Below are 15,314 nucleotides of genomic sequence, written 5' to 3'. Positions count from 1 at the left end.
ATTGGGAAGTCGAAGGGGCAGCGGATGCCACCTGCCACGACCCATCTCTAGCCGATACCCATTGGAGCCACACGTGAGCGACAACAGCATCACCATTCCCGCCGATCTGCTGCCCAAGGACGGACGCTTCGGCGCAGGACCGTCCAAGGTCCGCCCGGAACAGATCGAGGCGTTGTCTGCCGCATCGGCCACCATCCTGGGCACCTCCCACCGGCAGGCCCCGGTCAAGAACCTCGTGGGATCGGTACGGGAAGGACTCAGCCAGTTCTTCCGCGCACCCGAGGGATACGAGGTTGTCCTCGGCGTCGGCGGATCAACCGCCTTCTGGGACGTCGCCGCATTCGGCCTGGTGGAGAAGAAAGCACAGCACCTGTCCTTTGGCGAGTTCGGTTCGAAGTTCGCCGCCGCCACCAACAAAGCCCCGTTCCTTGATGCTTCCTCCATCATCAAGTCCGATCCCGGCACCCGCCCCGTGGCGCAACCCGAAGCCGGCGTCGATGTCTACGCGTGGCCCCAGAACGAGACGTCCACGGGTGTGGCAGCTCCCGTCAAGCGGGTCCAGGGCGCCGACGAAGGATCACTGGTCCTGGTGGACGCCACCTCCGCTGCCGGCGGCCTGGACGTCGACGTCTCGGAGTCCGACGTCTACTACTTCGCCCCGCAGAAGAACTTCGCATCAGATGGCGGGCTGTGGCTCGGCCTCTTCTCCCCCGCAGCCCTGGAACGCGCTGCCCGCATCAAGGCATCCGGGCGCTGGATCCCGGATTTCCTGGACCTGCAGACCGCCATCGACAACTCCAAGCTCAACCAGACGTACAACACGCCGTCGTTGTCCACCCTGGTGACCCTGGACGCCCAGGTTCAGTGGTTGAACAGCAACGGCGGCCTGGACTTTGCCAGCAAGCGCACGGCGGACTCCGCCAACCGGATCTACTCCTGGGCCGAAGCCTCCGAGTACGCCACCCCGTTTGTGGCCAAGGCAGAGGACCGCTCCAACGTCATTGCCACCATCGACTTCGACGACTCCATTGACGCGGCCGCGATCGCCAAGGTCCTCCGCGCCAACGGCGTGGTGGACACGGAGCCGTACCGCAAGCTGGGCCGCAACCAGTTGCGTATTGCCACGTTCGTCGCCATTGAGCCGGACGATGTCTCAGCGCTCCTTGCCAGCATCGACTACGTCGTGGGTGAACTGAAGAAGTAACCCTCGGCGGGTAGTCAGCCGGACCCGAGGGTCGGCGTCGTTCGGTCAGCCCGGACGGCGCCGTCGCCGCTTAACGGGCGGTGCCGCCGTCGCCCTCTTCCGTACCCGGAGGGGCAAGCAGCGACTCCACCCGGAAATGTTTCAGGCCACGCGCCCGCCGGTCAAAGCGGAGCCTCAGCTGTTTGGCCCGGATGATCCAGACCAAACCCACGACGGCGGTGCTGATGCCGGCTATTGCGGCTACGCCCACCGCCCAGCGCGGACCGCCGACGTTGGCCACCCAACCCACCAGCGGGGCACCAATGGGTGTCCCGCCCATGAAGATCGCCATGTACAAGGACATCACCCTGCCCCGCATAACGGCCTCCGTGGTCGATTGCACGTATCCGTTGGCACTGGTGATGAGGGTCAGCGCGAACAGGCCACAGGGAACCAGCGCGAGACCGAAAAGGGTTGCGTTGGGCGCCAGGGCAGCGAGCGTGCTGGAGACCCCGAAGCCTCCCGCCGCCAGGAAGATCAGCCTGAGGCGGGGCCGGCCGCGTCGGGCCGCGAGCAATGCCCCGGTTACCGAGCCGATGGCCATGATGGAACTCAAGGCCCCAAAGGCGCCGGCGTCCATGCCGAACTGGGTGCCTACCATCGCGGCGATGAACAGCGGAAAGTTGAGTCCGAAGGTGCCCACGATGAAGATGGCCACCAGGACCACTTGGATATCAGGCCTTCCCCGGACGTACCGCAGGCCTTCGCGGATGCGCCCTTTACCTGGTGCCGCACGTGGTTGTGCCCGCAGTGACGACGCCGGAATCAGTTTGAGCGCCCAGAGCATCGCGGCGAAGGACACCGTGTTGATGAGGAAGACCCATCCCGGCCCCACCACCACAGTCAGGACACCGGACACTGCCGGACCGATCATCCGGGCTACGTTGAAGGATGCGCTGTTCAGTGCCACCGCGTTGGGCAGGTAATCATCGGTGACGAGTTCCGAGACGAAGGTTTGGCGGACCGGAGCGTCCAACGCCGTCACGATGCCCAGCAGCAGGGCAAAGATGTACACGTGCCACAGCTCCGCGACTCCCAACAACACCAGGATGCCCAGTCCCGTGCTGAGCAGGGCCATTGCCACCAGGGTGAGGAGGAGCAGCTTCCGCCTGCTGTAGCGGTCGGCAAGCAGGCCGGCCCACGGGGCAAGGAAAAGTTGCGGACCCAGCTGGAGGGCCAGGGTGATGCCCATCGCGCCGGCATCGTGCGCGGTCAGGTGGTCGAACACCAGCCAGTCCTGCGCAGTGCGCTGCATCCAGGTGCCGATATTGGAGATCAGGGCACCGAAGAACCAGATGCGGTAGTTGGGAATCCCCAGCGACTTAAAGGTGGACATCAGTGTCCACCATCGCTTGGTTCACCCCGGGTTTCCGCAATGCCTATTCAGCCCCGGCTTCGTCGGCGTCGTCCTCTTCGCCGTCGTCTTCTTCGCCGTCGGCTTCTTCGCCGTCCTCAGCCTCGTCGTCCGCTTCGGCGGGTCCCGTAGCGTCGTCCTCGTCGGCCTGGACGGATTCCTCCGTGACATCGCCGACAGTCTCCTCCACCAGCGGAGTCTCGTCCTCGGGGCGGACCCGCTTGGCCCACGGAACCCATTCCGGGGCGAGGATGGAATCCTCGGAGGGCAGCAGGCCGAGCTCGCTGACGGTCACGATCTTGGAACGGGAGTTACGCGTCACCACCGCGTACCACTGCCAGCCGCCGTAACCCGCGAGCTTGGATTCGAACAAGTGGGTGACCACGCGGTCGCCCTCCGACTTTGCACCGAGGTGCGCACCCACTTCGCCCGGGTTGGCTATGCCCTGAACTGCCTCACGCGCAATATCGACGGCGGCAGCCAGGAAGGCGTCAGGCTTGCCGGTTCGCCACACAGGTAAACCGGCCTGCGGCTTCTCCGCCGCAGGCTTCCGCGCGGGGGCTTCCCCGTGTCCAGGAGCCTGGGCATCGTCGGGGGCTGAATCAGGGCTTCCCTGCGCGCCCTTTCCGCCCTTCGTGTCCTGTGCGGATTCCGATGCCATGGGCCTAGGCTTCCAGCTCGTCGGCAACCTTGCGGAGCGCCATGCTGATGGCCTTGGCCTTGTTGCCGTCCGGGTACTTGCCGGACGAGAGAGAGCCGGAGAGGTTGTCCAGCACCGTCACGAGGTCCTGCACCATCGGTGCAAGATCCTTGGCGTTCATGCGCTTGGCCTTGGCAATGGAAGGCGTCTTCTCCAGGACACGAAGTCCCAGTGCCTGTGCGCCGCGGCGGCCGTCAGCTACACCGAACTCCACGCGCGTGCCGGCTTTGAGTTCCGTTACGCCCGCGGGCAGGGACGTCTTAGGCAGGAATACTTCCTGGCCGTCTTCTGCCGCGAGGAATCCGAAGCCTTTTTCCTTGTCATACCATTTGACCTTGCCGGTAGGCACGTAATCAACCTTCTTCGTTTTCTTGCTCTGGGAGACACGTCGGGCCGTTACCGCATCCGCAGGGTCCTGCGGGATCGAGGGTGACAGCCCGGTCCGTGTTGGTCTGTTCCTTCAAGGTTATCCTGCCCGACCCCCTAATCCCGCTTTGGGACGCCCGCGTGCATGCCCGCGGGCGCCATGACGTGCAGCAACGGTCACGGCGGACTGCTCCTGCTAGCGTTGATGGCATGAATTCCCCGGGTTACCGCCGCCCCCTCGTGATTGCTGCCGCCGTCATTGCCGTGTTGTCATTGGCGGCCGTCGCCGCCGTCATCGCCATCGCTTCCACGGGCAGCGCAGCCCCCGTGTGGATCACTTCCACGGCCCTTTACGGGCTGCCTGCGGCGTTCATGCTGGCGGCTGTCCTGGTGGTGGACGCCATCCGTCTTCGTCGCCGCCAGTAACCGGTCCGTCCCTCCGGCGGGCATGAGCGGCCCAAGGGCGGTACCGTTGGATTGATGTCCCTTATTCGCGCGCTCAGCAAGGAACTGGAAGCGCGCAGCGACGATTCGCTGCGGGCTTTGTTTGCCGCGCGGCCGGACCTTATCTCCCCCATGGCGCCGGACTTCGCCGCCTTGGCAGCCAGGGCGAGTGCCCGCGTGAGTGTCCAGCGGGCCTTGGAACGCTTGAACAAGCCGGAGATGCAGGTGCTCGAAACGCTCCATCTCTGCACCAATACCGATACCGGGCACAGTGTTTCGGCGGCCGGATTGAAGAAAGTCATTGCCGGTTCCACCCTCTCTGCCTTGGATCCCATCCTCGCCAAACTGCAGGAACTGGCCTTGATCCATCGGGCGGATCCACCCGCCGGTTCCCCTGCGACCACCTCACGGCAGCGCTTCTACCTCCCGGTGGGCAGCCTCAAGGACGTCATCGGCATCTACCCGGCAGGACTGGGACGGAGCTACACCGAGCTGGTCCGGCTCCAACCCGCCTTTGCCCAACGGGCAGTCCAGTTGGTGGCCGAACTGCACCAAAGCGGGCTCGGCATCCATCCAGCGAGCACGCCCATGGACGCGGCCCTTGCGCTGCAGCGTTGGACCTCCAGTCCCGCGGAGCTGCGGGCCATCCTGGCCACAGCTCCGGAACGCACTGTGGCCCTCCTGGAGAAATTCGGGAGCTGGGCCATGGGTGCTGTACCGCAGGCCCAGCGGCGGGCGTCGGTCACCCATGAAAGCCGCGACGTCGGGCCCATCGACTGGCTGTTGGCGCGCGGGTTGCTGGTCCCCTTGGACGCCGGCCATGTGGAACTCCCCCATAGCGTGGGGCTTGCACTGCGGGGTGGCGCGATCGTGGACGACTTCACGCTGGCCCCGCCCGTTCCAGAGCTTGGCCACACCAGTGCCGCCCTCCGCCGTAATGCCGCCATGGGCGCCATCGCCGAGACCCTGCGGCTGACCGGTGAGCTGTTGTTTGCCGTCCGCGAGCAACCGCTGGCCACACTGCGGAGCGGCGGCGTGGGCGTACGCGAACTCCGCCGCCTGGCCGAGTCCGTCCGGAACGGGGTGCACGAGACTGCGATCCTCCTGGAACTGGCTGCGTTGGCGGGACTCCTGCGCCTGGACGTGGACAGCTCCACCTGGGTGCAGCCGCCGTCGTTGGAGTGGCTGAACCTGCCCCGCCAGGAGCAATGGCTCTGGTTGGTCAATGCCTGGTTGGCCAGCGAGCGCGCGCCATCACTGGTGGGACAGCCGCTCACGGGTTCGGCATCCTCTCCCACGCATCAGGGCGCTGCAGGCACCACCATCAACGCCTTGTCCGCGGAAGCCCAACGGCCCGATGCTCCGGTGGTCCGGCGGCGTGTCCTGGAAATCCTGAATGAGCTGACAGTGGAAGCAGCCGCGCCGGACGGCAAAGCGCCCGTCCTCGATGCCCGGGCCGTCCTGCAGCGGGCCGAGTGGGCACAGCCGCGGATGTCGAGGCGTTTCAGTTCACTGGTCCGCGGCATCCTGGAGGAGGCAACGCTCCTGGGCCTGATGGGTTCAGGCGCCCTGACCCAGCTGGGATCCGCGATTGCGGAAGCACAGCCGGAACAAGCCATGACCATCCTTGGCGAGCATTTGCCCGCCGCGGTGAACCACATCCTGTTGCAGGCCGACCTGACGGCTGTCGCGCCCGGTTACCTCGCGCCGGAACTCAGCGAAACCCTGCTGTTGATGGCCGACGCCGAGGGCCAGGGTCCGGCGTCGATCTACCGGTTTTCTGCCGCCACCATCCGCAGGGCGCTCGACGCCGGACAGGATGCGGAATCGCTGTTGGCGTTCCTTCGTGAGCATTCAGCAACCGACGTGCCCCAGCCCTTGGCCTATTTGGTCCAGGACACCGCGTCCCGGCATGGCCGATTGCGGATTGGTTCCAGCGCCAGCTTTATCCAGAGCGACGACGAAACCGCCATCACCGATCTCCTCCACGAGGCAAGAACGTCCGTGTTGAGCCTGGTACGCATCGCACCGACCGTTCTGACGTCGTCCGCGAGTCCGCGGGAAACGGCACGTGTGCTGCGCGAACTGGGACTGTCGCCTGCAGTGCAGGAGGCCGAACCCGCCGTCGTGCGTTTCAAACGGACAACGGCGGTGCCCGGGAGCGCGCGTCCCGTCTACACGGCGCCCCGAACGGCTCCGCCTGACGAGGATGTCGAGGCCCAGCTTTCGGTGCTGCGCCAGCACCGCGGAGTTCCGGCCGAAACTGCCGGGGAAGCCTCAACGCAGATTGGGCTGGAGACCCTGCAAACGGCTATCCGGCTGAAGCAGGCAGTCATCATGAACGTGGTGGACAGCTTGGGGAATGCCAACACCGAAACCGTTGTTCCTGTATCCGTCTCCGGCGGACGCGTCAGGGTGTTCGATCCCGCCAAGGAAACCGAGCGGGTGTTGTCCATCCACCGGATCATCGACGTGGAACCCGCCAAGGAATTGCGTTCGTGAAACGCATAGTTCGTGAAAACCGCACCGTAAAGCTGCGCAAGTGAGGATTCAACAGTGACCGACGGTCCGCTGATCGTTCAAAGCGACAAAACCATCCTGCTGGAAGTCGACCACGAACTCGCCACCGAAGCCCGGCATGCCATCGCCGCGTTCGCTGAACTGGAACGCGCCCCGGAACATATGCATAGTTACCGGCTGACGCCCTTGGGTCTTTGGAATGCCCGTGCTGCGGGGTTGGACGCGGAGCAGGTGCTGGATACCTTGCTGAAGTACTCGCGCTTTCCCGTGCCGCACGCTTTGCTGATCGACATCGAAGAGACCATGTCGCGCTATGGCAGGCTCCGGTTGGAAAAGGACGCCCAGCACGGCCTGGTGATGCGGACCGATGACTACCCCGTGCTGGAGGAAGTCATCCGGGCAAAGAAAATCGCACCCCTGCTGGGGCCACGGATCGACGGCGAAACGGTGGTAGTTCATTCATCCCAGCGCGGCCAGTTGAAGCAGCTGCTCCTCAAGTTGGGTTGGCCCGCAGAGGATCTTGCCGGCTACGTGGACGGGCAGCCGCACCTGATCATGCTGGACGAGAGCGGCTGGCAGCTTCGCCCGTACCAGAAGCTGGCCACGGAGAACTTCTGGGCCGGCGGCAGCGGCGTCGTCGTGCTTCCCTGTGGTGCCGGTAAGACGCTGGTGGGCGCGGCAGCCATGGCGACGTCTTCCACCACCACCCTCATCCTTGTCACCAACACGGTTTCCGCCCGGCAGTGGAAGGACGAGCTCCTGAAACGGACGTCCCTGACCGAAGATGAGATCGGCGAGTACTCGGGCGCGGTGAAGGAAGTCCGGCCGGTCACCATTGCCACGTACCAGGTCCTGACCACCAAACGTGGTGGGCTGTATCCCCACCTGGAATTGGTGGACGGACACGACTGGGGACTCATCATCTACGACGAAGTCCACCTGCTTCCCGCTCCGATCTTCCGGATGACCGCGGACCTGCAGGCCCGGCGCCGGCTGGGCCTGACGGCAACCCTGGTACGGGAGGACGGACGGGAAGGTGAGGTTTTCAGCCTGATCGGTCCCAAGCGCTACGACGCTCCCTGGAAGGACATTGAAGCCCAGGGCTACATCGCTCCTGCGGACTGTGTGGAAGTCCGGGTGGACCTCCCCCGCGATGAGCGCGTCGCTTACGCCATGGCTGACGACGCCGATAAGTACCGGCTATGCGCGACGTCGGAAACCAAGACCCAGCTGGTGGAGCAACTGGTGGAGGTCCACAAAGGTGAGCAGTTGCTGGTGATCGGCCAGTACATCGATCAGCTGGATGAGATTTCCGAACGGTTGGATGCCCCTTTGATCAAGGGCGAAACCAGCGTCAAGGCGAGGCAAAAACTCTTCGACGCCTTCCGCAAGGGCGAAATCCACACCCTGGTGGTGTCCAAAGTGGCGAACTTCTCCATCGACCTTCCCGAGGCTTCGGTAGCCATCCAGGTGTCAGGCTCGTTCGGGTCGCGCCAGGAAGAAGCTCAACGGCTGGGACGCCTCCTGCGCCCCAAGCAGGACGGCCGCGCCGCCAGGTTCTACTCCCTGGTGGCCCGCGACACCCTGGACCAGGACTTCGCTGCCAAGCGCCAACGGTTCCTGGCCGAGCAGGGCTACGCCTACCGCATCATGGACGCCAAGGACATCGGCAAGGACGTCGGACAGGAACAGTAGGGCGGCCGCAAGTAGTTTTTAAGGTCAGGGCCCTTGCGGTTAATGTCCAGCAACTTTACGATTCCTAGTGAAGCTCTCCGCCCTTAAGGTTTGCCCCTGGTCCAGGCAATCCGGCGGCCAGCCGTCGGCAGTGGGGGTAATCCCGCAGCCAGGGAGCCGGCGGTTCGAAGGCCTAGAAAAATCTGAGCATTTTCATCCAGAGGATTCCCCATGCGTAAAGCCCTCTTGGTCCTTTCCGCGATCGTCCTGCTGTCAGCACTCGCACAGTTACTGTTCGCCGGTTACTTCCATTTTCAAAACACCATCGAAGCCCAGCATGAAGCGGGCGTCTACCACGTGATGAACGGCCAATACGTGCTGCGTTACGGCGCGCTCCTGGCCGCCATCGTCGCCGCCATCGCCCGGGCCGGATCCCGGACCATCTGGCTGGCCGCAGGGATCTTCCTGCTCAGCTGGGTACAGTTGTTCATCTTCATCATCGGCGGCATGCTGACTGGTTCGTCCGAAGATTTCATCACCCCGGCCGGCTCGTGGGTGGCCGCCATCCACCCATTGACCGGCGTCCTGATAATTTTCATGTCGTACTGGCTCTTCAGGCGTGCCCGCGCGGTGGCCTTGAACCCCCAGCCGCTTCCGCCCAAGGCTGCAGCCCCGGATGCTTCAGCCTCTCCCAGCACTGCCTGACCAGCGGCAGCTGTGAACACTTCGCAGCTGCTGGCCGTGGACCTGGTGTTGTCAATCCTCGCGGCCGGCGCCTGGGTCGCCGCCGCGTGGATGACAGGTGCCGCGACCACTGATCGGAAGCAAGCACCACCCCACGCGACCGATCTGGCCCTCTTGCTCCTGGGCGTGGCCGCCGCTGCGACGGTGGCCCGCTATGCCTTGCTACCCGCTTTGGTGGCCGGCAGTTGGTGGTTTGCCAGTGAGCGCATAACCATCAACTTGCCCCTGACCGCCATCCCCGCGGCTTGGGCCGCGATGGCCGGTGTTCCGTATTTGCTGAGGAATCGGAACACCGGCTCCACCACTTCCCGGAGGCCCGGCTGGTCGCGGTCCCGTGAAGGAGTTGTCCTGGCCCTGGTGGCTGCGGCCGCGGCGTCCGTCGCATCGCTGGCCTTGTCGCTCGTAGTGGGTCCGTTCCCGGCCCCATGGACTGTGATTATCCTCCTGTTCATGGTGGGCGGCACGGTGGTTCTCGCCAGGCTTGCACTCCGGGAAGCTGGCCGTCCCGGGCGCAGTTTCCCAGGAACGGTCCGGCGCGCCCACAAGCGTCCGACGGCGGCTGCAGCAGTTGCCGCCCTCATGGCCTGTACCGCCTTGGGCTCGGGAGCTTTTGCCTGGCTGGGGAGCCGGTCCGCCGACGGCGCGGCGATCGTTACCGCCGTCGGACATCACGGCACACCGGACAGGTACGTCGAGGCAAAACCCACCCAAGTGACGGATCTGCTGGGCATCGTGCCGGCGGACGCCGTGGTCCGGCATTATGAGCTGACAGCACGCGTGGAGCAAGTGGCGCTGCCCTCGGGCCAGAGGGTGGAGGCCTGGACCTTCGGGAGCGTCCCGGGGCCGGCGCTGGAAGCCCAGCTGGGCGAGGTCATGGAGGTGGAACTCAAGAACCGTGACGTTGCCGCGGGCGTTACCCTGCATTGGCACGGCTACGACGTTCCCAATGCCATGGACGGAGTAGCCGGGGCCACCCAGGACGCCGTCATGCCGGGACATTCCATGACATACCGCTTCCAGGCCAAGCAGGCCGGCACGTACTGGTACCACACGCACCAGGATTCAGCCGAGGGAGTCCGTAAGGGCCTCTACGGCACATTCGTCGTGCACAACCCCGCAACGCCCCGTGCCGGGACGGACCTTGTGGTGGCTGCGCACGACCTCGGCGGTCTGGGGTTGCTGGGCTCCTCAGACCGCATCAGTGCCCACCCGGCTACACCCGGCTCCGCGGTGCGGGTGAGGCTGGTGAACACTGATTCGCTGCCGCAGCGTTACTGGGTGGACGGCGCCCCGTTCCGGGTAGTCGCCGTGGACGGAACGGAGGTGAACCAGCCGGGGGAAGTGACCGGCAAACTCCTCAGGCTTGGTGCCGGAGGCAGGATGGACGTCGCTTTCACCATGCCGGCGTCACCGGTAACCGTGCGTTCGGACTCCGCAGCAGGAGCCGCCGTCATCATTGCCCCACCCGGTTCCGCAGCCTTGTCTGAAGCTTCGGCCGCTGCTTTGAGTGCGGCCCCGGACAAAGCGCCGACGGGTATCTTCGCCACCGTTCCTGCGCTGGATCTCCTGGCCTATGGCAAACCCGTAGCCGGTTCCGGTTCGGCGCAGCCCACGATTACCCGGGAAGAAGTAATGGTCCTGGACCGGCAATTCCGTTTTGTCGATGGAATTCCGCGTTTTGCCTTCACCGTCAACGGCGCAGCCTACCCCTTGGTCCCCTCCATTGACGTGTCTCTCGGCGACACCGTGAAGGTGACGGTGGTGAACCGCACTGCCGAACCACATCCCATGCATCCGCACGGGCACCATGTGCAGGTCCTGAGCCGGAACGGCGTGGCCCCCACGGGCTCGCCGCTGCTGCTGGACACCGTTGACGTTCAGCCTGGCGAGGTCTGGGAACTGCTGCTGCACGCCGACAACCCGGGCATCTGGATGGACCACTGCCACAACCTGGATCACGCGGCGGAAGGGATGATGATGCTCCTGAAGTATCAGGGGGTGTCATCGCCTTTCATGCACGGGGGCCACGCCCACAACAGGCCGGAGTGAAGTGGGTCAGGCGACCATTCGGCTGGTGGCCGAGATGCTGACGTGGTCCACCACGGCCCAGCACTCTTCATCGCGGAGCTGTGCACTGGCGAAGCGTTCGGCTGCGGCGAGGTCCTGGAAATCCTCGCGGCGGACATGGCCGGTGTCGGTGTCCAGGTATGTCACATGGAACTCGACGTCGTCCCTGTCGCGGAGCTGGTGGACGGTGTTGGAAGCTGCTGTGGTGGGAGCTGCTGTGTTTGCCATGTTTTAAGTGTGGAACGGGGCACTGACATTATTGGAAGCATCAGCGGGCGTGTCCGGTTCCAGGGACATTTACAGCCTCCTCAGATACTGGGCAGAAACGTCCCGCACCGTCTCGCTGAGGACGTCCAGGACCCGTGAGGCCGTGCGCCACCGTTGCCAGTAAAGCGGAACATCGAACGGCCTGTCCGGTGCCAGCTCGACCAGCCGGCCGTCCGCTATGTCCGGCCCGCATTGCACTTCGGGGATCAGCCCCCAGCCAAGGCCCAGGCGGATGGCGTCGCCAAAATCGTGCGAGGCCGGAACGAAATGGCGGGGACCCCGGCGCTCGGGCACGCTCCCGGCCTCAGCCCACGACTGGACGAAAGCCCACTGATAGGTGTCCTTGCGATCGAAGTCGACCGTGGGGGCAGCGTTCAGCGACACCCCGTTGATACCCTTCGGGAAATCAGGGAACCATCGGGCCAGATACTGCGGCGCAGCAACGGGAAGGTATCGCATGACCCCAAGGCTCTCGACGCGGCATCCTTGCACTGGTTCAGGGGTGGCCGTGACTGCTGCCATGACTGTTCCTGACCGCAACAGCGACGTTGAATGCTGTTCGTCATCCCGATGGAGGTCGAACGTCACGTTCAGCTCCTGCGGAACCTTCACCAGCGCCTGCAGGAACCACACGGCCAGCGAATCCGCGTTGACGACGATCGGCACGGCGAGTTCCGCTCCCTCCGAGCCCAAACCAAGTTCCCTGCCCGCGTCGGCCTCAAGCTGCGCCACCTGGCGTGCCAGCCGCAAGACCACCTCTCCGGCTTCCGTTGCCTGCACGGGGTTGCTTCTCCTTAGCAGCACCCGGCCCGCCGCCTGCTCGAGCGCCTTGAGCCGCTGGGACACTGCCGACGGCGTGACATGTAGTTGGCGCGCGGCCGCGTCCAGCGTTCCCTCCGAGAGGACGGTGGCGAATGTGAGCAGCTGTTCGGACGGAAACTGGAACATTAGAACAGCTTACGCCGCATCAAAATACTTAGCTGGTCTAATGCTTGGCGCATCCGTAATTTCGAAGCGTGACTATTACTGACATCTCCCACTCCGCGGGCCTTGGGCTCGCCACAGGCCTGGCCCTCATCGTCGCGATCGGGGCACAGAATGCGTTCGTGCTTCGTCAGGGGATCCGTGGCGAACACATAGGTCCGATCGTCGCGGTATGCGCCCTCTCCGACGCCGTCCTTATCGCTGCCGGCGTTCTGGGCATCGGCGCCCTGGTCACTGCCGCACCGGCCGCCGTCGTCGTCCTCCGCTATGTGGGCGCAGCGTTCCTGGTGACCTATGGCCTGATGGCCGCACGGAGGGCCTTCCGCCCCCAGTCGCTGACCAGCGATGGCCCGGACGACGGCGGCGCGAGGCGCGGCCTGGCGGGCGCCGTCGCCACCGTCCTGGCCCTGACCTGGCTCAACCCGCACGTCTATCTGGATATTGCCTTGATCGGCTCCCTGGCCAGCGCGCAAGGAACTCCCCTGCAATGGTGGTTCGGCGCCGGGGCAATGCTGGGCAGCATTCTTTGGTTCTGCTCGCTGGGATTCGGTGCGCGGTACCTTCGTGGCTTCTTTTCGAGGCCCCGCTCCTGGCGGATCCTGGACGGCGGCATCGCCGTGACCATGGTGGCATTGGGAGCGGGCCTGGTCCTCGGTGCATGATGCCGTCCGTGGACTTCCCGCGCAGTTTGCTCACATGCAGCATTCAGAAAACTCCCAGTTACTGGGAGGATCATGGATGGCATGAAAAAGAACGGTCCCGAAGCCAAGCTTCTTGTGGTTGATGACGAACCCAACATTCGTGAGCTGCTGTCCACGTCGCTGCGTTTCGCAGGGTTCGAGGTAGTGGCCGCTTCCAACGGTCGCGAAGCCCTTGCTGCGGCCGATCTCCACGCCCCGGACCTCGCCGTCCTGGATGTCATGCTGCCGGATATGGACGGTTTTACCGTGACCCGGCGCCTCCGCGCGGCCGGCAAGCATTTCCCCGTCCTGTTCCTCACAGCGAAGGACGACACCGAGGACAAAGTCACGGGCCTCACCGTGGGCGGGGATGACTATGTCACCAAGCCTTTCAGCCTCGACGAGGTTGTAGCCCGTATCCGGGCCGTCCTCCGCCGTACCCAGCCGCTCGAAGACGACGACGCCGTCATCCGCGTCGACGACCTCGAACTCGACGACGACGCCCACGAGGTCCGTCGCGGCGGAACTGTCATCGAGCTGTCCCCCACGGAGTTCAAGCTCCTGCGCTACCTCATGCTCAATCCCAACCGTGTCCTTTCCAAGGCGCAGATCCTGGACCACGTGTGGGAGTACGACTTCAACGGCGATGCCTCAATTGTCGAGTCGTACATTTCGTACCTGCGCCGCAAGGTGGACATCGATCCCGACGCCGCCGCCCTCATCCAGACCAAGCGCGGCGTGGGCTACGTGCTGCGGACGGCCGAGAAGCGCTGACCTTGCTGCAACGCTGGAAGTCGGCCTCACTGAGGTCGCAGCTCGTCGCCATCATCATGGGTCTGCTCCTGCTGGCCCTGGCAGCGACGGGCGCGGGAACCCTGACCCTGGTCAAGAGCTACCTGCAGGGCCAGGTGGACGACAAGCTCAAGGCGGCAGTTGCCTTGGCGCAGGACCGCCAATCCTTTGACAAGTTGTCTGAACCCAACACTGCCGTTCCCACGGACTACTCCCTGACGCTCTATGTGCCGGGTCTGGACCCCTACCCCTTTGGCGGGAACCAGAGCGACCGCCCGGCGATCGCCAACATCACCGCTGCAGAAGCCAAATTGCGCGGCAATGCGCCCTTCCAGGTCAAGGGCACGGCGGGGACCAACTGGCGGGTTGTCGCCGTTGGCGTGATCGCCAACGGGCAGAACGGCGTGGTGATCATCGGCCTGCCGCTGACCCCGGTGGACAAAGTGATGGAGCACGCCGTCCTTGTGGTGGTCGGCGTCGGCCTTTTGACGCTGGTACTGGCCTTCTTCATTGCCACGTGGACCGTGGCCCGGTCCTTCAGGCCCCTGGCCAAAGTGGAAAAGACGGCTGCGGCCATCGCGGCCGGCGACCTGTCCCGCCGTGTTGAAATCGATAATCCACATACAGAAGTGGGCCGCCTCGGCGGATCACTGAACGCCATGCTGGCGCACATTGAGGCGTCGTTCGCAGCCCGGGCTGCTTCTGAGGGGCGGATGCGGCGCTTTGCGGCCGACGCCTCCCACGAACTCCGCACGCCCTTGGTCACCATCCGGGGCTTCTCGGAGCTCTACAGGCATGGCGCCCTGACCACGGAAGAAGATGTGGCCATGGCCATGGGCCGGATCGAAAGCGAAGCCAAACGGATGGGCTCCATGGTCGAAGACCTGTTGCTGCTGGCCAGGCTGGACGAGCAGCGGCCGCTGCAGCTCAAGCCCGTGGACCTGCACCTCCTGGCCCACGACGCCATGGTGGACACCAAAGCTTCCTCGGGCGACCGGACCATCACCCTGACAGGACTCGACGGCGGCTCCCCCGCCCCTGCCCCCGTGCAAGGAGACGAAGCCAAACTCCGGCAGGTCATTGGGAACCTGGTGGGCAATGCCCTGCGATATACGCCGGAAGGCAGCCCGATCGAGCTTGCCGTTGGTGTCCGGAACACGCCCGCTGGCGCCGAGTCGGTCATCGAGATCCGTGATCATGGACCGGGAATTCCGGAAGACGAGACCAACAAGATCTTCGAACGCTTCTACCGCGCTGACACCTCGCGCACCCGAGAGACGGGTGGCAGCGGCCTTGGCCTGGCGATTGTGGCTGCCATCGTGGGCTCGCACGGCGGAAGCGTCCGTGTTTCAGAGACCGACGGCGGCGGCGCCACTCTGGTGGTCAGCCTCCCCTTCCACGAGCAACCCGCCGAGCTTCTCTCCACGTAGTACCGCACTTTCGACGCCGTTTTCCACATAGCGGCAGACGTTCGTTCCG

14 protein-coding genes are annotated in these 15,314 nt (G+C 64.8%); 9 read left to right on the top strand and 5 right to left on the bottom strand.

Translation table 11 applies throughout. The annotated features are described in order from the left end of the window. Positions 1-73 precede the first annotated feature (73 nt). The gene (gene serC, locus QRM57_RS06125; RefSeq protein ID WP_284985930.1) at positions 74-1,204 is read left to right on the top strand and encodes a phosphoserine transaminase; all 1,131 of its coding nucleotides are present in this window, start codon (positions 74-76) and stop codon (positions 1,202-1,204) included. Positions 1,205-1,274: 70 nt separating this feature from the next. On the opposite strand, the gene QRM57_RS06120 is transcribed toward serC, so the two are convergent. From QRM57_RS06120 to QRM57_RS06110, 3 genes are read right to left on the bottom strand one after another with little or no spacing between them, the layout of a single operon-like run. After that, positions 1,275-2,579: an MFS transporter gene (locus QRM57_RS06120; RefSeq protein WP_257368911.1), complete on the bottom strand. Its 1,305-nt coding sequence runs from the start codon at positions 2,577-2,579 to the stop codon at positions 1,275-1,277. 43 nt (positions 2,580-2,622) lie between these two features. Next, complete coding sequence (locus QRM57_RS06115) at positions 2,623-3,258, bottom strand: DUF3027 domain-containing protein (RefSeq protein WP_284985929.1); 636 nt, start codon at positions 3,256-3,258, stop codon at positions 2,623-2,625. 4 nt (positions 3,259-3,262) lie between these two features. Further along, on the bottom strand, positions 3,263-3,646 hold the full coding sequence (locus QRM57_RS06110; protein WP_090820714.1) for a cold-shock protein: 384 nt from the start codon (positions 3,644-3,646) through the stop codon (positions 3,263-3,265). A 227-nt stretch (positions 3,647-3,873) separates the two neighbouring features. Here QRM57_RS06110 and QRM57_RS06105 point away from each other — a divergent pair, with 227 nt between their 5' ends. From QRM57_RS06105 to QRM57_RS06085, 5 genes are all read left to right on the top strand, one after another. Beyond that, entirely contained in the window at positions 3,874-4,089 is a 216-nt protein-coding gene (locus tag QRM57_RS06105) for a hypothetical protein (protein WP_284985928.1), read from the top strand. Between the two features lie 54 nt (positions 4,090-4,143). After that, the gene (locus QRM57_RS06100) at positions 4,144-6,609 is read left to right on the top strand and encodes a helicase-associated domain-containing protein (RefSeq protein ID WP_284985927.1); all 2,466 of its coding nucleotides are present in this window, start codon (positions 4,144-4,146) and stop codon (positions 6,607-6,609) included. 54 nt (positions 6,610-6,663) lie between these two features. Beyond that, positions 6,664-8,322, top strand: a complete 1,659-nt coding sequence (locus tag QRM57_RS06095) for a DNA repair helicase XPB (protein WP_235518939.1) — start codon at positions 6,664-6,666, stop codon at positions 8,320-8,322. Between the two features lie 210 nt (positions 8,323-8,532). Then, complete coding sequence (locus tag QRM57_RS06090; protein WP_235518938.1) at positions 8,533-9,006, top strand: hypothetical protein; 474 nt, start codon at positions 8,533-8,535, stop codon at positions 9,004-9,006. A 12-nt stretch (positions 9,007-9,018) separates the two neighbouring features. Then, complete coding sequence (locus tag QRM57_RS06085; protein ID WP_284985926.1) at positions 9,019-11,094, top strand: multicopper oxidase family protein; 2,076 nt, start codon at positions 9,019-9,021, stop codon at positions 11,092-11,094. A gap of 6 nt (positions 11,095-11,100) precedes the next feature. Here the strand turns inward: QRM57_RS06085 and QRM57_RS06080 are convergent, their stop codons facing one another. After that, positions 11,101-11,340: a hypothetical protein gene (locus QRM57_RS06080; protein ID WP_235518934.1), complete on the bottom strand. Its 240-nt coding sequence runs from the start codon at positions 11,338-11,340 to the stop codon at positions 11,101-11,103. Positions 11,341-11,409: 69 nt separating this feature from the next. Next, entirely contained in the window at positions 11,410-12,327 is a 918-nt protein-coding gene (locus tag QRM57_RS06075) for a LysR family transcriptional regulator ArgP (RefSeq protein WP_257368917.1), read from the bottom strand. Between the two features lie 68 nt (positions 12,328-12,395). Between QRM57_RS06075 and QRM57_RS06070 the strand changes: the two genes are divergently transcribed. From QRM57_RS06070 to QRM57_RS06060, 3 genes are all read left to right on the top strand, one after another. Next, entirely contained in the window at positions 12,396-13,025 is a 630-nt protein-coding gene (locus QRM57_RS06070; RefSeq protein ID WP_235518930.1) for a LysE/ArgO family amino acid transporter, read from the top strand. A gap of 81 nt (positions 13,026-13,106) precedes the next feature. Continuing rightward, the gene (locus QRM57_RS06065; RefSeq protein WP_026543233.1) at positions 13,107-13,817 is read left to right on the top strand and encodes a response regulator transcription factor; all 711 of its coding nucleotides are present in this window, start codon (positions 13,107-13,109) and stop codon (positions 13,815-13,817) included. A 2-nt stretch (positions 13,818-13,819) separates the two neighbouring features. Next, positions 13,820-15,265 (top strand): sensor histidine kinase, encoded by a 1,446-nt coding sequence (locus QRM57_RS06060; protein WP_284985925.1) that lies wholly within the window; start codon positions 13,820-13,822, stop codon positions 15,263-15,265. Positions 15,266-15,314 lie beyond the last annotated feature (49 nt).

The sequence above is a fragment of the Arthrobacter sp. fls2-241-R2A-172 genome (assembly GCF_030208885.1).
In the GTDB taxonomy this organism is placed as follows: Bacteria; Actinomycetota; Actinomycetes; order Actinomycetales; family Micrococcaceae; genus Arthrobacter.
Note: the sequence above shows the minus strand (reverse complement) of the source record. Positions and strands in the feature narration are given on the sequence as shown.